At 66.0% G+C, this 18,633-nt stretch carries 16 protein-coding genes; 9 read left to right on the forward strand and 7 right to left on the reverse strand.

Going from position 1 to position 18,633, the window contains the following annotated elements; translation table 11 throughout:
• Nucleotides 1–50: 50 nt before the first annotated feature.
• Together RJT68_RS13690 and RJT68_RS13695 are read right to left on the reverse strand one after the other, a co-directional pair.
• On the reverse strand, nt 51–749 hold the full coding sequence (locus RJT68_RS13690) for a DUF502 domain-containing protein (RefSeq protein ID WP_407037118.1): 699 nt from the start codon (nt 747–749) through the stop codon (nt 51–53).
• An 87-nt stretch (nt 750–836) separates the two neighbouring features.
• Nucleotides 837–1,673 (reverse strand): proline dehydrogenase family protein, encoded by an 837-nt coding sequence (locus RJT68_RS13695; RefSeq protein WP_407037119.1) that lies wholly within the window; start codon nt 1,671–1,673, stop codon nt 837–839.
• A 170-nt stretch (nt 1,674–1,843) separates the two neighbouring features.
• Here RJT68_RS13695 and RJT68_RS13700 point away from each other — a divergent pair, with 170 nt between their 5' ends.
• Nucleotides 1,844–2,389 carry a CDP-2,3-bis-(O-geranylgeranyl)-sn-glycerol synthase gene (locus tag RJT68_RS13700; protein ID WP_407037120.1) on the forward strand — a complete coding sequence of 182 codons (546 nt, stop codon included), beginning with the start codon at nt 1,844–1,846 and terminating at the stop codon, nt 2,387–2,389.
• 65 nt (nt 2,390–2,454) lie between these two features.
• Here the strand turns inward: RJT68_RS13700 and RJT68_RS13705 are convergent, their stop codons facing one another.
• Nucleotides 2,455–3,423: an alpha/beta hydrolase gene (locus RJT68_RS13705; protein ID WP_407037121.1), complete on the reverse strand. Its 969-nt coding sequence runs from the start codon at nt 3,421–3,423 to the stop codon at nt 2,455–2,457.
• 262 nt (nt 3,424–3,685) lie between these two features.
• On the opposite strand from RJT68_RS13705, the gene pyrE reads away from it, so the two are divergent.
• Entirely contained in the window at nt 3,686–4,213 is a 528-nt protein-coding gene (gene pyrE, locus RJT68_RS13710) for an orotate phosphoribosyltransferase (RefSeq protein WP_407037122.1), read from the forward strand.
• Nucleotides 4,214–4,470: 257 nt separating this feature from the next.
• Nucleotides 4,471–6,429, forward strand: coding sequence for a threonine--tRNA ligase (gene thrS / locus RJT68_RS13715; RefSeq protein WP_407037123.1), 1,959 nt, complete (start codon nt 4,471–4,473; stop codon nt 6,427–6,429).
• A 268-nt stretch (nt 6,430–6,697) separates the two neighbouring features.
• On the opposite strand, the gene RJT68_RS13720 is transcribed toward thrS, so the two are convergent.
• The 4 genes from RJT68_RS13720 to RJT68_RS13735 form a co-directional block, all read right to left on the reverse strand.
• Nucleotides 6,698–7,861 (reverse strand): NAD(P)/FAD-dependent oxidoreductase, encoded by a 1,164-nt coding sequence (locus RJT68_RS13720; protein ID WP_407037124.1) that lies wholly within the window; start codon nt 7,859–7,861, stop codon nt 6,698–6,700.
• A 7-nt stretch (nt 7,862–7,868) separates the two neighbouring features.
• Nucleotides 7,869–9,263 (reverse strand): aspartate aminotransferase family protein, encoded by a 1,395-nt coding sequence (locus tag RJT68_RS13725; protein WP_407037125.1) that lies wholly within the window; start codon nt 9,261–9,263, stop codon nt 7,869–7,871.
• 98 nt (nt 9,264–9,361) lie between these two features.
• The gene (locus RJT68_RS13730) at nt 9,362–10,240 is read right to left on the reverse strand and encodes a dimethylarginine dimethylaminohydrolase family protein (RefSeq protein WP_407037126.1); all 879 of its coding nucleotides are present in this window, start codon (nt 10,238–10,240) and stop codon (nt 9,362–9,364) included.
• Nucleotide 10,241: 1 nt separating this feature from the next.
• Nucleotides 10,242–10,706: an Lrp/AsnC family transcriptional regulator gene (locus RJT68_RS13735; RefSeq protein WP_407037127.1), complete on the reverse strand. Its 465-nt coding sequence runs from the start codon at nt 10,704–10,706 to the stop codon at nt 10,242–10,244.
• A gap of 183 nt (nt 10,707–10,889) precedes the next feature.
• Here RJT68_RS13735 and RJT68_RS13740 point away from each other — a divergent pair, with 183 nt between their 5' ends.
• From RJT68_RS13740 to RJT68_RS13765, 6 genes are all read left to right on the forward strand, one after another.
• On the forward strand, nt 10,890–11,906 hold the full coding sequence (locus tag RJT68_RS13740; RefSeq protein ID WP_407037128.1) for an ABC transporter permease: 1,017 nt from the start codon (nt 10,890–10,892) through the stop codon (nt 11,904–11,906).
• Entirely contained in the window at nt 11,903–12,757 is an 855-nt protein-coding gene (locus tag RJT68_RS13745) for an ABC transporter permease (RefSeq protein ID WP_407037129.1), read from the forward strand. The genes RJT68_RS13740 and RJT68_RS13745 overlap by 4 nt, the downstream gene beginning before the upstream one ends.
• An 83-nt stretch (nt 12,758–12,840) precedes the next feature.
• Nucleotides 12,841–13,977 (forward strand): ABC transporter substrate-binding protein, encoded by a 1,137-nt coding sequence (locus RJT68_RS13750; protein ID WP_407037130.1) that lies wholly within the window; start codon nt 12,841–12,843, stop codon nt 13,975–13,977.
• 5 nt (nt 13,978–13,982) lie between these two features.
• Nucleotides 13,983–15,137 carry an ABC transporter ATP-binding protein gene (locus tag RJT68_RS13755; protein WP_407037131.1) on the forward strand — a complete coding sequence of 385 codons (1,155 nt, stop codon included), beginning with the start codon at nt 13,983–13,985 and terminating at the stop codon, nt 15,135–15,137.
• A gap of 114 nt (nt 15,138–15,251) precedes the next feature.
• Nucleotides 15,252–17,090, forward strand: coding sequence for an aldehyde ferredoxin oxidoreductase family protein (locus RJT68_RS13760; protein WP_407037132.1), 1,839 nt, complete (start codon nt 15,252–15,254; stop codon nt 17,088–17,090).
• A gap of 117 nt (nt 17,091–17,207) precedes the next feature.
• Entirely contained in the window at nt 17,208–18,632 is a 1,425-nt protein-coding gene (locus tag RJT68_RS13765; RefSeq protein ID WP_407037133.1) for an aldehyde dehydrogenase family protein, read from the forward strand.
• Nucleotide 18,633: the final 1 nt, after the last annotated feature.

Raw genomic sequence — 18,633 nt, forward strand, 5'->3', positions numbered from 1 at the left:
GCCGGTCGAACCGCACGAGAAGGCTGACGTGGACGTGAGGGATGCGGTCGTCAGTCGTCGTCCGCGCGCTTCGAATCGGCCTTCGCCTCGTCGACGACGTCGATGGGGACGCCGGCATCCATGCCGTGTTTTTGCTTCGCCTCGCCGAATCCGCCGCTCAGGACGCGGGTGAGGGCGTCCTCGACGTCCTCGTCCAGTTCCGAGATGTCCTCGGGTTCGACCTCGACGACGTACCCGGTGGTGATGTTCGGCGACGTCGGGAGGAACAGCACTTCGCGTCCGTCGTCGGTGGTTTTCCCCGTCTTAAACGCGGTCATCCGTAACCCCTCCCAGGTCTCGATCTTGACGGGTTTCTGGAGCGACTCCTGCTCGCCGAAGGCGGTCTCGGCGGCCATCTTCGAGGCGTTGTAGACGACGCGCATGACGGGAACGCGGTTGGCGACGTCGTCGACGAGTCGCTCGGCGAGGCCGCCGATCGTGGTTCGCATGAGGTAGCCCACCGAGAACGTGAGAATCGTGAAGACGGCCAGCGCGACCACGACCCGCAGCAGCTGGGCCACCTGGGTTCGGAACTGTTCGGCCTGCTCGCTGCTGCCCGGGATGAGCGGCCGCAGCGCCTCCTGCTCGAGGATGAGTCCGGGGGTGATGCCGGCGATGATCCCGTAGAGCCAGTAGATCACGTAGAGGGTGACGAGGATCGGGCCGAGAACGACCAGCCCGCTCGCGAAGTCCCGCTTCCACGAAGCCATGTACGGAATCTCACACTAGGGCATTATGAGCCCTTTCCTTTTCGCGCTCCCGACGGGCCGGCGGACCGATCCGCGGCCGCGTCGGCATCACCGACCGAGGACGGCTCGAGCGGCGAACAGGGCGTTCTCCTTTCGCTCGGCGACGCGCCTGGCGAAGTAGGAGAGCCAGCGACCGCCGTAGGGGACGTACTGCCAGACGTCGTACTCCTCGGCGAGGTCGTACTGGGCGTCCTCTCGCACGCCCATCAACATCTGAATCTCGAAGTCGGTCCCGTACTCCTCGTGCAGCGAGCGGGCGCGGTCGATCATCGCCGGATCGTGGCTTCCCACCGCGATGCCGCCGTCGTACCGCTCGAACGCGTACTCGAGCAGCTCCTCGTAGGCGCGGTTCACCTCAGTGTGGTCCCTGTAGGCGATCGACGCCGGCTCGTCGTAGGCGCCTTTCACGAGTCGGATCTTGCCCGGCGCGTCCGCCAGCCGCTCGACGTCCTCGCGCGTGCGCTTCAGGTTCGCCTGGAGGCAGACCCCGACGCCGCCGTCGTGAGCGCGAGCCACCTCCTCGAACCCCTCGAGCGTCGCGTCGGTCGTCGTGTGGTCCTCCATGTCGATCCAGCAGAAGACGTCGTGGTCGGCCGCCGCGGCCGCGACGTCGGCCAGTTCCCGCCGGAAGACGTCCGCCCCCAGTCCGAGGCCGAGCTGGGTCGGCTTGACCGAGATGCACGCCTCGAGCCTCGAGGTGGCGATGTCCTCGACGAGCGTCCGGTATTCGGCGACGTCGGCGGCCACAGGCGGCCGATCGTCGTAGTGTTCGCCGAGCAGGTTGACGATCGCCTTCACGTTTCGCTCGTTCAACCGGCGGGCGCGCTCGAGGGCTTCGGCCGGCGTCGTCCCCGCGACGAACCGGCTGGCGACTGGCGGGACCATACTGATGGAATGTCACTCTTCCCTAATGGACGTTCGTGCTCCAGCCGATCTCTCGGGTTCTCCGTTCGGAATCGCGTCGTCGGACCGGCGATTTCGACCGGTCACCGGGTGCGGCGACGAGAAACGGCAAACCACCACCGGTTAAGGCGTGCCGGCCCCTCGCGGCGGATATGGCAGTACTCGAGACAGTCGTGATCGCGTTCTGGGCGATGTTGCCCGCCTACGTCCCCAATAACGCGGCGGTGCTCGCCGGGGGCGGCCGACCCATCGACGGCGGCCGGACGTGGGGCGACAAGCGCGTCCTCGGGGACGGAAAGACCTGGCGGGGGACGGCCGCCGGTATCGCGGCGGGACTCGCCCTCGCGGGCCTGCTGACGGTCGCCGCACCCGCCGTGAGCGACGCCGTGGGGTTCGCGGTCCCCGAGTTCACGCTTCCGGCGGCGATCGCCCTGGCGGCGGGGGCGATGCTCGGCGACATCACCGCGTCGTTTCTCAAGCGCCGAACCGGCCGCCGGCGCGGCGCGATGTTCCCCGGCGTCGACCAGCTCGACTTCGTCGTCGTCTCGCTCCCCCTGACGGCGCTCGTCGCCACCGAGTGGTTCCTCGAGTGGTTCGCGTGGGAGGTGATCCTCGTCGTCGTCGTGCTCACGCCGGTCCTCCACGTCGTGACGAACGTGATCGCCTACGAACTCGGGTTGAAGAACGAACCCTGGTAGCCGTCGCGATCGGTCGGCGGCCGTTTGCGGCGTGACGATCCCAGTTCTCGAATCGCTCCAAACCGCTACTCGAGCGCCGCCTCGAGGTCGGCGACCGCCGCGTCGTAAGCCTCGTGGGCCGCCTCGAGGTTCAACGGCTCCGCGACCATGTTGAAGAAGCCGTGGATCATGTCCTCGTAGTGGTGGTAGCTGACGGAAACGCCCGCCTCCTCGAGGCGCTCGGCGTATGTCGCCCCGTCGTCCCGGAGGGGATCGAAGCCGGCCGTGATGACCGTCGCCGGCGGCAACCCCGAAAGGTCGTGGGCGAGTCGGGGCATCGCGTAGACGTTGCCCTGATCGATCTCGCGCTCGAAGTAGTGGCCGCGGAACCACGCCATGTCGTCGGCCGTCAGGAAGTAACCCACGCCGTTCTCCTCGTAGGCGTCCGTCCGCGTGACGTCGCCAGTTCCCGGGTAGACCAGCAACTGGTAGGCGACCTCGGGACCGCCCCGGTCGCGGGCCAGCAGGGACGTCGCCGCCGCCAGGTTTCCGCCTGCGCTGTCGCCCGCGAGCACGATCCGGTCGGGGTCGGCGTTCAGCTTGGACGCCGCCTCGGCGGCCCACTCGAGGGAGGCGTAGCAGTCGTACAGCCCCTCGGGGAACGGGTGTTCGGGCGCGAGGCCGTAGTCCACGCTGACGACGGGGTAGCCCGTCTCGTCCGCCAGCTTCCGACAGGCGTTGTCGTGAGTCTCGATGCTGCCGATGACCCAGCCGCCGCCGTGGAAGTAGAGAACGAGGGGCCGACCCTCACCGGCGTCGCCCTCGGTCCCGGGTTCGTAGATCCGGATCGGCACCTCGCCGTTGGGACCGTCGATCGTCCGATCCTCGACGGACTCGAGTTCGACGTCGGACTCGCCGGAGACCCGCATCTGCTCGAACATCTCGCGGGCCTCCCGGGCTGTAACCTCCTGAAACGAGAGCGTATCGAGCGATTCGTACAGTTCGAGGAACGCCTGCACGTCCGGGTGCGGTTCGTCAGCACGCGTCGGTGTCATTAACTACCGTGCTCGCACGTGAACGATAAAAATGTACGCTCCGCGGAAGATTCTCGACCACCGGAGCGACGCGTTCGCGTGGACGAACGGGAACGGAGGTACCGAAACTCGAGACGGTGATCCCGAACATCCCGGCCGTCTCGAGGTAGCGTGAGAGCGTCGCAGTGATCACGCCAGCATGACCGCGTTTTTCGATCGGCCGCTCCGGACGGTCGAAGACGTTCCACACCGCTTATTTCGACGCGGTGCGCTCTCTCGAGCAATGGTGAACCAGGACCTCATCGACGCCCTTCGGGAGGCCGACGCCGTCCGCTTCGGGGAGTTCGAACTCTCCCACGGGGGAACGAGCGAGTACTACGTCGACAAGTACCTCTTCGAGACCGATCCCCGCTGTTTAGAACTGATCGCCGAGGCGTTCGCCGAGCACCTCGAGGAGGGCGACAAACTCGCGGGCGTCGCCCTCGGGGCCGTCCCCCTCGCCGCCGCGACGAGCGTCGCCGCGGGCGCCCCGTACGTCATCGCGCGCAAGCAGCGCAAGGAGTACGGCACCGGGAACCTGATCGAAGGCCGCCTCGAGGAGGGCGAGGAGGTCGTCGTCCTCGAGGACATCGTGACGACCGGAACGAGCCTCGTCGACGCCGTCGAAGCCCTGCGCGAGGCCGGCGCGACGGTCGAACGGGCGCTCGTCGTGGTCGACCGCGAGGAGGGCGGCCGCGAGAACGTCGAGGCAGCGGGCCTCGAGATGGAGGCGCTGGTGACCGCGAGCGAGTTGCTGGCCGACCGCGAGTAACCGAACGCAACCGTCGTCAGTACGGGTCGGACGCTCGAGCGGTTCCGCGCTCATCACAACGTTTTTATCGCGGTCGAGACTACGCGTTATCACGATGGTAGGTGTCCGCTTTACAGGGGCGTTCGCCCGCTTTTAACTCCCACCTACCGTACGTTGTGTCGGAACTGATCGGCCAGCGGACGGTATCGGCGGTCGCGGACACGGAAACGCCAGCGGGATCTCCACCACACCCACAGTCACACGCACATTCATAATCCATGTCAGAATCAGAATCAGAATCACAGGTAGAACGGATCGCGGTCGTCCTCCCCGACGGCTCCGAACTCGAGGTCGACGCCGACGCGACGGTCGAGGACTGCGCCTACGAGATCGGCCCCGGCCTCGGCCGGGACACGGTCGCGGGCAAACTCGACGGCGACCTCGTCGCCAAGGAGGAGCAGGTCTACGACGGCGCGAAGCTCGAGATCGTCACTGACGGGTCCGACGAGTACCTCGACGTGATGCGCCACTCGGCGGCCCACTGCCTCGCCCAGGCGGTCGAGCGTCACTTCGACGACGTGAAACTCGCCATCGGGCCGCCGACGGACGAGGGCTTCTACTACGACTTCGACGACCTCGAGGTCGACGAGGACGACCTCCTCGCGCTCGAGGACGAGATCGAGGAGATCGTCGAGGCCGACTACGACATCGAGCGCGAGGAGGTCTCGATCGAGGACGCCCGCGAGCGCCTCGAGGAGCGCGACGAGCCCTACAAGCTGGAACTGCTCGAGGAGTTCGCCGAGGAGGGCGACACCGTCACGTTCTACGGTCAGGGCGAGTGGGAGGACCTCTGTGCCGGCCCGCACGTCGACTCGACGGGCGAGATCGGCGCCGTGAAGCTGCTCGAGATCGCCGGCGCCTACTGGCGCGGCGACGAGGAGAACCCGATGCAGACCCGGATCTACGGGACGGCTTTCGAGGACGAGAGCGACTTGGAGGAGTTCCTCGAGCGCCGCGAGGAGGCCGCAGAACGCGACCACCGCAAGATCGGCCGCGAGATGGACCTCTTCTCGATCCAGGACGTGACGGGGCCGGGCCTCCCGCTCTACCACCCGCCGGGGAAGACGATCCTGAACGAGCTGTCGGGCTTCGTCACCGAACTCAACGAGGAGGCGGGGTACGATTACGTCGAGACGCCCCACCTGTTCAAGACGGACCTCTGGCAGAAGTCGGGCCACTACGAGAACTACCAGGACGACATGTTCGTCTTCGAACTCGGCGACGACGAGTTCGGCCTGAAGCCGATGAACTGCCCCGGTCACGCGACCATCTTCGACGACCACTCCTGGAGCTACCGGGACCTCCCGATCCGGTACGCTGAAGATGGGAAGGTCTACCGCAAGGAACAGCGCGGCGAACTCTCGGGCCTCTCGCGGGTCTGGGCCTTCACGATCGACGACGGCCACCTGTTCGTCCGCCCGGACCAGATCGAAGCCGAGGTCGAGGCGATCATGGACGCCATCGACGAGGTCCTCTCGACGTTCGACCTCGAGTACGAGGTCGCCCTCGCCACCCGCCCAGAGAAGTCCGTCGGCTCCGACGAGATCTGGGAGCGCGCCGAATCGCAACTCGAGTCGGTGCTCGAGAATCGGGACATGGAGTACGATCTGGAGGAGGGCGACGGCGCGTTCTACGGCCCGAAGATCGACTACTCCTTCGAGGACGCCATCGGGCGCCACTGGGACGGCCCCACCGTACAACTGGACTTCAACATGCCCGAGCGGTTCGACCTCACCTACGTCGGCGAGGACAACGAGGAACACCGCCCGGTCATGATCCACCGCGCGCTCTACGGCAGCTACGAGCGGTTCTTCATGATGCTCATCGAGCACTACGAGGGCAACTTCCCGCTCTGGCTCGCGCCCGAGCAACTGCGCGTGCTTCCCATCTCGGATTCGAACCTCGAGTACGCCCGCGAGGTCGCCGACGCCTTCGACGACTTCCGCGTCGAGGTGGACGACCGGGACGCCACGCTGCAGCGGAAGATCCGCGCGGCCCACGACGACCGCGTCCCCTACCAGCTCATCGTCGGCGACGACGAGGAGGAGGACGGCACCATCTCGGTGCGCGACCGCTTCGAAGAGCAGGAGTACGACGTCGAGATCGACGAGTTCAAATCGCACCTCGAGGCCGAGCGCGCGGAGAAGCGGACGGAACCGGACTTCTTGGTGAACTAGCGGTCCCACCGATCGAAGTTGATCGTCTCGGACGAGTCGTTCGACGGGCTCGACCGACGGAATCACGCTCGAGTCTGCACTGGTGAGCAATTTCGGCGTGCAGTGTGCGTGCGAGACCCAGAAACGGACGCTCGACGGCGTCGCGTCGGCCGGCGCAGAGATCGCCGGCGGCTTCGCGCTCATCGCCTCGGGCGCCGACGGCGCCGACATCGATCGCGATCGCACCGACGCGCCTGTGGTACGCCTACGCGTGTCTACCAGTCCGGTCTCACTCGACATCGCCGCCGTCGCTGATGCTGACGAACTCGAATTCGCGCGAACGGTCATCGAAGCGCTCGAGCTCGAAGGGTGCGGTCGAGAACGGCGGCGGGTCGTCGGCGATGCGCCCGCGGATCGCTCGCGCGGCGACGGGGGCGGTCATCACCCCGCGTCCGTGAAACCCGGTCGCGACGATCAGACCGTCCAGCGCGTCGATCGGCGCGTCGACGATCGGGCGCGTGTCGGGGGTCGCGCCGTCGACGCCTGCCCAGCCGTCGACGTAGCGCGCGCGGTCCATGCGCCGGAAGACGGTCGGCAGCAGGTTCGCGACGTGGGTCCGGAAGTCCTCGTCGGCTGACCGGCTCGCGTACTCGGGATCGTCGGTCGCGAAGGACCAGCCGCCGACCAGCAGATCGCCGTTGCGCTCCCGTCGAAAGTAGACGTGTTCGCCGGGGATCCACCCCATCGGGAACGATGTCGGCAGCGGCGACTCCGGCCGGAGGACCACGCACTGCGTCCGGTACGGGCGCACGGGAAGCCGGACGTGCTCCCGGAGGAACCGCTCGGTCCGCCAGCCGGCCGCCACGACGACGTGCCGGGCGCGGACCGTCCCCGCGTCGGTCTCCACGCCGACGACGCGACCGTCCTCGAGGCACAGCCCGTCGACGGCGGTCTCGGTCTCGATCGTTGCCCCTTCGTCGACCGCGTCGGCCGCGAGCGTCGTCGTCAGCGTGTACGGGTCGAGGCAACCGGTCTCCTCGTGGCGGACCGCCCCCGCGTACCGGCTCGCATCGACGCGAGGATACGCCCGCTCGAGTTCGTCCGGCTCGAGGAACGAGACGTCGACGCCGTCACCGGCGAGCCGATCGACGCGCCGGCGGGCGACCGCCTCGACATCAGGCGTCACGAACTCGAGGCTCTCGACCTCGTGGAACGCGAACGAGCCGGTACCGTCGTACGACCGGAAGAAGTCGGTGGCGTAGCTGCCGATCGACGAGAAGTCGGTGTAGGAGGGGACCATCGTCACCTCCCCGGCGGCGCGGCCGGTCGCCCCGCCCGCGAGGGCGTCGCGTTCGAACAGCGTCACGTCGTAGTCGGGGGCGAGCTCGCGCGCCGTCGCGCAGCCGACGACGCCGCCACCGACGACGACGACGTCGGTACGGATCGATTTCACGCGCGGATCAGTCGTCGTAGGGGTGTTCGACCGCCCTGAACGCCTCCTCGGCGACCTCGAGGGCGCGATCGATCTCCTCGTCGGTGTGCGTGTAGGTGGTGAAGAACCGTTCGCCCTGCATGGGGTTGCCGAAGAGGACGCCCCGGCCCGCGGCTTCGAGCCACCAGTCGGCGAACTGCTCCTCGTTGGCCTTCCAGCTGTCGCGGTAGTAGTGAACGTCCGCGTCGGTCATGTACACCTGCCCCATCGAGCCGACGTGCTGGACGTTCGCGGGGACGCCGACGTCGTCGGCCACCTCCTGCAGCCCCGTGAAGAGTCGCTCGGCCAGCCGCTCGATGTGCTCGTACACGTCATCTCGTTCGAGGATTTCGAGGGTCTTCAGCCCCGCTGCCGCCGAGACCGGGTGGCCATTGTAGGTGCCGCCGTGGAAGGCGGAGGCGTGCCACTTCTCCGACTCTTTCTTCTCCGGCGGTTCGATCTCGCGCATGATCTCGGCTCTCCCGCCGAAGCCGCCGGTCTGGTAACCGCCGCCGGCGACCTTCGCGAAGGTGGTCATGTCGGGGGTGACGTCGAAGCGCTCCTGGGCGCTGCCGAGGCCGAGGCGGAAGCCGGTCATCACCTCGTCCCAGATAAGGACGATTCCCAGCTCCTCGGTCAACTCTCGGAGGAACTCGTGGTAGCCGTCGCGGGGCTTGAGACAGCCACAGGAGAACATGACGGGTTCGATGATGACCGCCGCGAGGTCGTCTGCCTCCTCGCGCAGGATCGCCTCGGTCGCCTCCTCGTCGTTGAACGGGAAGGCGACGACGGTGTCGCTCACGACGTCGGGAATGCCGGTGCCGTAGGAGACGGTGTTGGGCCGGTCCGCCGGTCCGAGCGCCTCCTCGCTGGCGTAGACGCTCTGGAGCGCGTAGTCGTGCGCGCCGGCGTAGCCCCCCTCAGGCTTGGCGATCTTGTCTCGACCGGTGTACGAGCGCGCGACGCGCAGCGCGTGCATCGTCGCCTCCGTCCCGCTGTTGGCCAGTCGGACCATCTCGATGCTGGGGGTGAGGTCGCGGACCTTCTCCATGAATTCGATCGCGACCGGCTGGGGCGTCGCCGTGAGGTCGCACTTGTCGACCTGGGCTTTCACCGCCTCCCGAACTTCGGGGTGGCCGTGACCCAGGATGATCGGCCCCAGCGCCAGCAGGAAGTCGAGGTACTCGTTCTCGTCGACGTCGTAAACGTACGACCCGTGGGCCTCATCGACGTAGAACGGGTACGGATCGAACGCCCGGACGTTTGACTCGACGCCCAGGGGCGTCGTCTTCGCGGCTCGCTCGTGGAACCGTTCACTCTCGGGCGTTCGACTGCACAACAGTTCCGAGTGATCGTGCTCGTGTTCCTCGTCACCAAGACTCATCGCTCTGAACGACGCAGGTAGTGGAAATAAATCTTTGGTAGATAGGCACTAATTCCGAAAGTAGTACGGTTAGGGGCGGATGTACGCGTAAATCACACTCACTCGGGCGGCGCGCGCTCGAGCGGCAGGACCAGCCCTTTCAGTCCACCACCGGCTTTTCTCGTCTCCTTGATCGACAGTTCGATCACGTCGAATCCGCGGTCGTCGAGTTCGCCCCGGACGACCGGGTTCCCGGACGGCAACAGGATCGTCTCCGGTTCGAGCACGACGGTGCTCACCGCCCGGTTTCGCTGCTCTCGCATCGGCACCTCGATCACCTCGACGCCACGGTCGTCGAGGAGTTCGAGGAACTCGTTCGGGATCGCCTGCGGGTACGCGAGCGCCAGGTCGGATTCGATCATCGAGAACACGAGCGTGAGGTGGGTCTGCCCCGTGCTCTCAGTGCTCCCGAAGATCGGTACCTCGACGACGTCTACGTCGTAGGTCTCGAAGAGCGTCCGCACCTGTCGGATCCCCTCGGCGTTCGTCGTCCGCGAGCGACCGATCGCCACCGTATCCTCGTCGATCCAGACGAGATTCCCCGCTTCGAACCCGCCCGGACCGTGGACCGAGTGGTAGATCGGCGCGCCGAGTTCGACGAACCGCTCGGTGAGCCGTCGCTCCTCGCCACGGCGGGTTTCCTCGACCATTTTGCCGATGCAGACGCCGCCCTCCATCGCGAACGCCACGTCGCGGACGAACATCGACTCGGCGAACGCCTCCGAAACCTCGCCGAGGTAGTCGATCGTCACCCCGTGCTCCTCGAGCACGTCGACGAGGGCTGCGTGTTCCTCAGCGACCTTCTTCTGTCGAGGCAGCCCGTCCCAGTTCCACGCGTCCGGATCGACGACGCTGTTGACCTCCGCCCCGGGGCAGTGAACGAGCGCACGCTCGAGCCGACCGATGTCCGTTCGGATCGACGGTTCTAGATCCCACATTTCAGGTCCCCGACGGGAGGTTGAGCGCGTGCTCTTCTTTCACGTTTCGGAGCGCGACGTCGGTCGACAGTTCGACGACGCCGTCGTAGGTACCGATCCGGTGGATCAGGTCCGTGAGGCCGTCCCGTTCACTCACGCGCACCTTGAGGAGGAGGTCGGCGTCGCCGGTCACCTCGTGGATCTCCTGGACGTCCGGCTCCTCGGCCAGCCGTTCGGCGACCTCGGAGAAGCGGGCGGAGTCCGCGCTCACGCGCACGAACGCGACGAGGTTCACGCCCAGCAGTTCCGGGTCGAGCACCGCGCGGTACTCCCGGATGTACCCCTCCGACTCGAGGGTGTTCACCCGCTCGTGGATCGTCGCGGTTCCCATGTCGAGTCGTCGAGCGATCTCCGACAGCGCCGTTCGGCCGTCGGCCTGGAGGATCTTCAGGATCTTCAGATCGACGTCGTCCAGGTTCGTGTTCATGTTTCGCAACGTACGCAGTCGACGTATTTCAATACCTTCACGATTACTTCACATCCGTTGTTACGCGTTCATCAGCATAATGTTTGCCAAATAGGGGGGTCAAAGTGGAAAATAGTTGGTTGGTGAGGGTTTAGTCGAAACATATTTTGCCGCCGGGCGGGAGGGACTACGAGAAGACCACACATGGCAACCGAACACAGTGCCGACGGACGATCGACCGACCGCTGGAGGATCTTCCGAGCCGTCAGGCGCAACCGGTGGACGGGGTTTTTCGTGAACGTCGCACCGGCGGCGGTCTGGCTGACGGTGTTCTTCCTCGTCCCGCTCGGGGTGATGTTCTACTATAGCCTCGGCCAGCGCGGGGCGTTCGGCGAGGTGCTCGTCGGCTTAGAACACGTCGGTCTCCACCAGTACCGGCAGTTTTTCGTCCCGTCCGACGCGACCGCGCTCGAGGCCGTCTGGTACACCGTCGCCTGGCTCGTCGAGACCGCGATCCCGCTCGAGTTCGAACTCGCCGCGGGCCAACCGACGCCGTACGTCCAGCTGACGGTCAAGAGCATCGCGTACGGCGTGATCGCGACGGCCGTCTCGTTCGTCGTCGGCTATCCGACGGCGTACTACATTGGTCGCATCGCACCTGCCCGCCACCGGAACCTGCTGCTCGTGCTGGTGATCCTCCCGTTCTGGGCGTCGTTCCTCGTCAGGGTGTACGCGATACAGATCCTGCTGTCGTCTAACGGCGTGCTGACGACCGCCCTCGGCGTGTTGCCGTTCTACGAGACCGGCCAGTCGCTCATGAACACGCATTTTGCCGTCTTCCTCGGCCTGACGTACATCTGGCTCCCGTTCATGATCCTTCCGGTGTACACGAGTATCGAGCAGATCGACTTCACCCTCCAGGAGGCGGCGTTGGACCTCGGCGCGGACCGGTACCAGGCGTTCCGGCAGGTGATCTTCCCGCTGTCGATGCCGGGCGTCGTGGCCGGGTGTATACTGGTGTTCATCCCGAGCACCGGCGCCTACGTAATCCCGGAGCTGCTCGGCGGGCCGAGTAGCCAGATGATCGGGAACTTCATCGCCGATCAGTTCGGCTCGGCGGGTAACTGGCCGCTCGGCGCCGCCGGATCGTTCGTGCTGATGGCCGTCATGCTGGGTTCGATCGTCCTCTACCAGCGCTACGGGGGTGGCGACCTCGCATGAGCCGCGCGAACGGATCCCCGTCGACGAGTCGCCTTCGCCGAGTGCGGTCGCGGCTCTTCGAGAGGGGGTCGGTGGCGCTGGCGTTCCAGGCGTTTCTCGTCTACCTGTTCCTCTACGTCCCTATCGCCGTGGTGATCGCGCTCTCGTTCAACGACTCGCGCTATGCTGTCGTCTGGCAGGGTTTCACGACGGAGTGGTACGAGGCGCTCCTTCGAGGCGAGACGGTCGCTCGCGTCAACCCCGGCGAGGCGATGACCGCGCTCTCTCACTCCCTCGAGATCGCCGTCGCCACGGTCGTCATCAGCGTCGTCTTCGGTACCATGCTCGCGTTCGCCCTCGATCGGTACGACTTCCCCGGTAAGAGCGCAGTCGTCGGGGCCATCTACATGCCGATCATCATCCCGAGCATCGTGATGGGGATCTCGCTCTTGATCTTCTTCAACATGATCGGGTTCGGGACCGGCGTCCGTTCGGCGATCATCGCCCACGTCGCCTTCGACATCAGCTTCGTCGCCGTCGTCGTCGCCGCCAGGCTCCAGCGGTTCGACCGAACGCTCGAGGAGGCGGCGAAGGACCTCGGCGCGAACGAACTGCAGACGTTCCGCCACGTGACCTTACCGGCGATCAAGCCGGGGATCATCGCCGGCGCCCTGCTGGCGTTCGCCATGAGCTTCGACGATTTCGTGGTCACGTTCTTCGTCATCGGAAACGAGAACACCCTCCCCATTTTCTTCTTTTCGATGGTGAGACAGGGCATCTCGCCGGGGGTGAACGTCGTCGCGACGCTCATCCTCGTGGTGACGCTCGCGCTCGTCGGCCTCGCCCAGTGGGTCGAGGGACCGACCTGGTGAGAAATCTTTTGGCTAATAACCCTCTTTACCAAAACTCTTATCAATATCACCTGCATCATGACGAAAAGAGACGGGTGATTGAGATGCACACGCACGATACATCTAGCAGCCGACGAACGTTCCTGAAAACGACCGGAGCGGCGATCGGGGTGGCCAGCCTCGGGGGCTGTCTCGGCGGTGGTGACGACGGTGACGGCGGCACTCGCGGGAGCGCCGACGGCGAACTCGAAGAATCGCTCAACATCTTCCAGTGGGGCGACTACTGGCCCGACGGCTTCGTCCAAGGGTTCGAAGACGAGTACGACGTCGACGTGAACGTCTCGAACTACTCGTCGAACGAGGAGATGTTCAACAAGCTCCGAGGGGGCGACCTCGACCAGTACGACCTGCTGTTCCCCAGCGATTACATGGTGAACGTCATGCACGAGCAGGACATGATCAGCCCCCTCGACGTCGACAGCCTCGAGAACTTCGGGAACCTCGCGGACCAGTTCGAGGAAGCGCCCTACGATCCGGGCGACGAGCGCTACTCGGTCCCCTACCAGTGGGGGACCTCCGGCATCGGCTGGAACGAGGAGGTGACCGGCGAGATCGAGGTCACGTCGTGGGAGACGATGTGGGACGAGGAGTTCGAGGGACAGATGACGATGCTCGACGACATGCGAGAGACGATCGGCGCCGCGCTAAAGTCCCTCGGCTACTCGCTGAACACGACCGAGGAAAGCGAGGTCGAGGAAGCCAAAGACCTGCTGATCGAGCAGAAGGACCTCCTCGCGACCTACGACTCGTCCAACTTCAAGACGAGCCTGATCAACGAGGAGAACAGTCCGGTTCACGGCTGGTCAGGCGACGTCTTCGCCGCGCTCTGGGAGACCTACGACGACGAGGACGAATCCTCGCCGGTCAACTACGCCATCCCGGAAGAAGGCGGCGTCGTCTGGGTCGACACCGCGGTCGTCTCCGCGGAGGCCCAGAGCCCCAACGCCGCCCACGTATTCATCGATCACTTCCTCGACGCCGAAAACGGCGCGGAGATCACCAACTACACCTATTACGGCAGTCCCAACGAGGCCGCCGAAGAGCACATCTCGGAGGAGATCCTCGAGGACGAGTCGATCTACCCCGACGACGAGACGATGGAACGACTCGAGTACATCGAGAACATCGGCGACGCGACGACGATGTACGACGAGGCCTGGACCGAGATCCAAAACGCCTGAACACGATGACAGACATCGACGTCAGACTCGAGCACGTGACGAAACGCTTCGACGACGTCACCGCGGTCGACGACGTCTCGCTGTCGGTCGAGCGCGGACAGTTTCTCACGTTGCTCGGTCCGAGCGGCTGCGGCAAGACCACCACGCTCCGCTGTATCGCCGGGTTCGAGACGCCGACGGAGGGGGACGTCTACGTCCGCGACCGGCGGGTCAACGACGTCCCGCCGTTCGAACGCGACACGAGCATGGTGTTTCAGAGCTACGCACTGTTCCCGCACATGACCGTCGGCGAGAACGTCGCCTTCGGACTGAAGATGAACGGAATCCCCGACGAAGCGGCGACCGACGGAGGGACGGTCAGCCAATCGAGCGGCGTTCGCGGGACGCTCGGGAGCCTGTTCGGCCGACACGGTCGCGAGGAGATCCAAGCCAGGGTCTCGAACGCGCTCGAGTTGATCGAAATGCCCGGGTACGAAGACCGGGCGGTCAGCGAGCTCTCGGGCGGCCAGCAACAGCGGGTCGCCCTCGCCCGGGCGCTCGTGACCGAGCCAGCGGTCATGCTGCTCGACGAACCCCTCGGAGCGCTCGACCTCAAGCTCCGAAAGAACATGCAGGTCGAGCTGAAGAACCTCCAGGAGGAGCTCGGGATCACGTTCGTCTACGTAACCCACGACCAGGAGGAGGCGCTGACGATGAGCGATCGGATCGCGGTGATGAACGAGGGACGGGTCGAGCAGTTCGGGACGGCGACCGAGATCTACGAGGAGCCGCGGACGAAGTTCGTCGCTGGTTTCATCGGAGAGTCGAATATCGTTCGGGGAGACTACCGTACCACCGACGAAGGTTCGATCATCGAGGCCGACGGGCTCACGTTCGCCGTCCCGGACGACCCGGAGGTTGACGGCGGGACCGTCGCGTTCTCGATCCGTCCGGAGAAGATCCGCCTCGGCGACGAGGCCCGAGGGCAGGACAACGAGTTCCAGGGAGAGGTGATCGACGAGATTTACAAGGGGAACCTCGGAAAGTTCGTCGTCCAACTCGAGAACGGCCACCAACTCACGGTCGACATGCAGATCCGCGACCAGGGCGTCTACCGATCGACGGGCGAGACGATCCGCGTCGGCTGGTCGCGCGAGAACGCGGTCGTCCTGACCGAGTAACGGGCGAACACTGACACCGGTTCGTTATCGGCGAAGATATTTCATTATAGGCCCGTTAAGTCCGGACGATTTTCGGTTAAGTATATGTTCTTCGAGGGCAAGGGTTGATACGGTATGACAGGGAGCGGCTACCAGGCGCGGGAAGCACAGGAACTGCGGTACCTCCTTCGGGTGAACCTCCCCGACCGGACCGTAGAAACCGAGACCGTCCCGGAATCCTACCGTCACCGGTTCATCTCCGGGAAGGGGCTCGGCGCGGCGTTGTTGCTCGACGAGCTCGATCCAGGGACGGATCCGCTCGGGCCCGAGAACCGGCTTTGTTTCATGCTCGGACCGCTGACCGGCTTCGCACCGGGGACCTCGCGGTACGCCGTGGTCACGAAGTCGCCGCTGACGGGCGCGTTCGTCGACTCCTACTCCGGCGGCCACTTCCCGACGATGCTCCGGTGGGCGCTGCCGGGCTACCTCGGGGTCATCTTCGAGGGAAAAGCTGACGAACCTGTCGCGCTCCGCATCGACGACGGAACGGTGACGTTCGAGGATGCCACGGACCTGTGGGGGCTCGACACGAAGGAGACGGCCGAGCGGTTCGACGACAAAACGACGAAGACGGCCGCCATCGGCCCCGCGGGCGAGAACCTGGTCCGATACGCGACGATCTCGAGCGACGCGGGGACCCACCACGCCGGCCGCGGCGGCGTCGGGGCCGTCATGGGGAGCAAAAACCTCAAGGCGGTCGTCGCCTCGGCGGACGGCCCGCCGGAAGCGCCCGACGTCGCCGAGCTCCGGGTCGAGCACACCCAGCGCCTCGGAACGAGCGACGAGGTGGCCTGGGCGAGAAATGGCGGTACCCAGCTCGTCGTCGACTGGACCCAGGAGATCGGCGCGCTCCCGACGCACAACTGGACGCGCGGCCGGCTCGAGGACGGTGACGACCTCAACATCGAGGCGTTCTCGGCCGGCCACGTCGGCACCGACTCCTGCTACAGCTGCCCGGTCGCCTGCGGCCACGTCACCGACTTCTCCGGGTCGGACGTCGACGGCGCGTTCGAGGACGCGAGCGTCGACTGGGGGCCGGAGTACGAGACGATCGGCCTGATGGGCGCGAACACGGACATCACCGACGTCACCGCCGTGACCGAACTCGCAATGCGCGCGGACACGCTCGGGATGGACACCATCTCGCTCGGGAACGTCCTCTCGTGGGTGATGGAGTGCGTCGAGGCAGGGCTGCTCGAGTACGACATCGACTGGGGCGACGCGACGACGGCGGCCGGCCTGATCGAGGAAATCGCCCACCGCGAGGGGATCGGCGACGCGCTCGCGGAGGGGACCGCCGTCGCGGCCGAGCGGCTCTGCAACGGCGATCCGCGCACCCGGGAGGCCGCCGTCGAGGTCAAGGGCATGGAGCTGCCGGCGTACGAGCCCCGCGCCTCGTTCGGCATGGCGCTCGCGTACGCGACCTCCGACCGCGGCGCGTGCCACCAGCGCGCCTGGCCGATCGGTTCCGACGCGATGGGCGGCGAGCGGGACCCGTACGACACCGAGGGCCACGCCGAGGTCGTCGTCGAGGAACAGGACGAGCGCGCGCTCACCTACAGCATGGTCACCTGCGACTTCACCGCGTACAACTACGAGCGGGTCGCGGAATGGCTGAACGCGCTCGGTTACGACGTCGACGGCGGCGGCCTCGAGATCGTCGGCGAACGCGCCTGGAACCTCGCCCGGTTGTTCAACGTCCGCGAGGGCTTCGATCGCTCGGACGACGACCTCCCCGAACGGATGAAACGGCCCCTGGAGCGGGGCGGGCCGGCCGACGGCAACCGGATCACCGAGGCGGCGTTCGAGACGATGCTGACCGAGTACTACGAGCTGCGCGGGTGGTCGGACGAGGGCGAACCCACGCCGGAGACGCTCGAGCGCCTCGACATCGCGGAGTTCGGGTCGGCCTGAGACCGTCTTCGAAAAACAGTGGACGTCGATCACCGGACGCCGAACTATTTCTGACTTATCTGCGATTATTCAGAAAAACTTTTCCACTCCCCTTTCATTTGGTAGGTCGACACACGCATGCGACAGCTACACATCGACGGTGAATGGATCGACGCCGAGTCGTCGGCCGGCATCGACGTCGACTCCCCCGTAGACGGAGAAGTGATCGACACGGTCCCGGCCGCGTCCGAGCGGGACGTCGCGAAGGCGGTCGACGCCGCACGACGCGCTCAGCGGGAGCTCGAGGCGATGACCGCGTACGAGCGCGCGGCCGTCCTCGACGAGGTGACCGAGTACTTCGAGGAGCACGAGGACGAGATCGCGGAACTAATCACCCGCGAGGAGGGGAAACCGCTGCACGAATCCTACGAGGAGACCAGGTACGTCATCGAGTCGAGCGACGACTACGCCCACGACGCCATCAGGCTCTTCGGCGACGTGGTGCCCTCGGAACACCGAAACCGCTTCGCCTACACCCAGCGCGAGCCGTACGGGCCCTGCGCGGTGATCAACCCGTGGAACTTCCCGCTCGAGGTCCCCGGCGGCTCGATCTACGCGGCGATCGCGAGCGCCAACCCGGTCGTCTTCAAGCCGGCCGAGGAGACGCCGCTGACCGCCTACCACATCGCGGAGGCGTTCGCCCAATCGAGCCTCCCCGATGGCGCGTTCAACCTCGTCACCGGCGAGGCCGAGACGGGGCGAGCGCTCGTCGAGCACGCGGATATCCGACTGATCGCCTTCACCGGGAGCACGGCCGTCGGCCAAGAGATCGCGAAGACGGCCGCGGAGCGGAACGCGCAGTGCCTGCTCGAGATGGGCGGGAAAGATCCCATCCTCGTGCTGGACGACGCCGACGTCGAGCACGCCGCTGAGAGCATCGTCGTCGGTTCGAACTGGAACGCCGGGCAGGTCTGCTGCGGAACCGAGCGCGTCATCACCACGGAGGGCGTCCACGACGCGCTCATCGACGCGGTCGTGGAGCGGACCGAGGAACTCGTCGTCGGCGACCCGTTTCAAGAGGGGACCGACGTCGGGCCCATGGTCTCAGAACGCATCCAGGCGAAGGCGGTCGACCACGTCGCGGACGCCGTCGACGCGGGAGCGGAGCTCCTGACCGGCGGCGGGACGGACGGGCTGTTCTACGACCCGGCGGTCGTCGACGACGTCACGGACGAGATGAGCATCGCGCGCGAGGAGACGTTCGGCCCGGTGACGCCGATCCTCCGAGCCGAGGATTACGAGGAAGCGATCGAAATCGCCAACCGCTCGCGGTACGGGCTTCAGGCGGCGATCTTCACCGACTCGCTCCAGCGCGCCCACGACGCCGCCAACCGGCTGAAAGCCGGCGGCGTCTTCGTCAACGAGACGAACAACTACTGGGAACGGCTGCTGCCGTTCGGCGGCTACGGCGAGTCCGGCAGCGGGGGGCGCTACGGCAGCAAGTGGCACCTCGAAGCGATGACGCAGGTGAAAGCGGTCGTGATGAACTACGGTGATTACTGAG

It is taken from the genome of Halovalidus salilacus, from assembly GCF_031852275.1.
Lineage (GTDB): Archaea > Halobacteriota > Halobacteria > Halobacteriales > Natrialbaceae > Halovalidus > Halovalidus salilacus.

Coding starts and splice junctions, on each gene's coding strand:
- RJT68_RS13690 (WP_407037118.1), bottom strand. CDS start 749: ATGGCTTCGTGGAAGCGGGACTTCGCGAGCGGGCTGGTCGTTCTCGGC.
- RJT68_RS13695 (WP_407037119.1), bottom strand. CDS start 1,673: ATGGTCCCGCCAGTCGCCAGCCGGTTCGTCGCGGGGACGACGCCGGCC.
- RJT68_RS13700 (WP_407037120.1), top strand. CDS start 1,844: ATGGCAGTACTCGAGACAGTCGTGATCGCGTTCTGGGCGATGTTGCCC.
- RJT68_RS13705 (WP_407037121.1), bottom strand. CDS start 3,423: ATGACACCGACGCGTGCTGACGAACCGCACCCGGACGTGCAGGCGTTC.
- pyrE (WP_407037122.1), top strand. CDS start 3,686: ATGGTGAACCAGGACCTCATCGACGCCCTTCGGGAGGCCGACGCCGTC.
- thrS (WP_407037123.1), top strand. CDS start 4,471: ATGTCAGAATCAGAATCAGAATCACAGGTAGAACGGATCGCGGTCGTC.
- RJT68_RS13725 (WP_407037125.1), bottom strand. CDS start 9,263: ATGAGTCTTGGTGACGAGGAACACGAGCACGATCACTCGGAACTGTTG.
- RJT68_RS13730 (WP_407037126.1), bottom strand. CDS start 10,240: ATGTGGGATCTAGAACCGTCGATCCGAACGGACATCGGTCGGCTCGAG.
- RJT68_RS13735 (WP_407037127.1), bottom strand. CDS start 10,706: ATGAACACGAACCTGGACGACGTCGATCTGAAGATCCTGAAGATCCTC.
- RJT68_RS13740 (WP_407037128.1), top strand. CDS start 10,890: ATGGCAACCGAACACAGTGCCGACGGACGATCGACCGACCGCTGGAGG.
- RJT68_RS13745 (WP_407037129.1), top strand. CDS start 11,903: ATGAGCCGCGCGAACGGATCCCCGTCGACGAGTCGCCTTCGCCGAGTG.
- RJT68_RS13750 (WP_407037130.1), top strand. CDS start 12,841: ATGCACACGCACGATACATCTAGCAGCCGACGAACGTTCCTGAAAACG.
- RJT68_RS13755 (WP_407037131.1), top strand. CDS start 13,983: ATGACAGACATCGACGTCAGACTCGAGCACGTGACGAAACGCTTCGAC.
- RJT68_RS13760 (WP_407037132.1), top strand. CDS start 15,252: ATGACAGGGAGCGGCTACCAGGCGCGGGAAGCACAGGAACTGCGGTAC.
- RJT68_RS13765 (WP_407037133.1), top strand. CDS start 17,208: ATGCGACAGCTACACATCGACGGTGAATGGATCGACGCCGAGTCGTCG.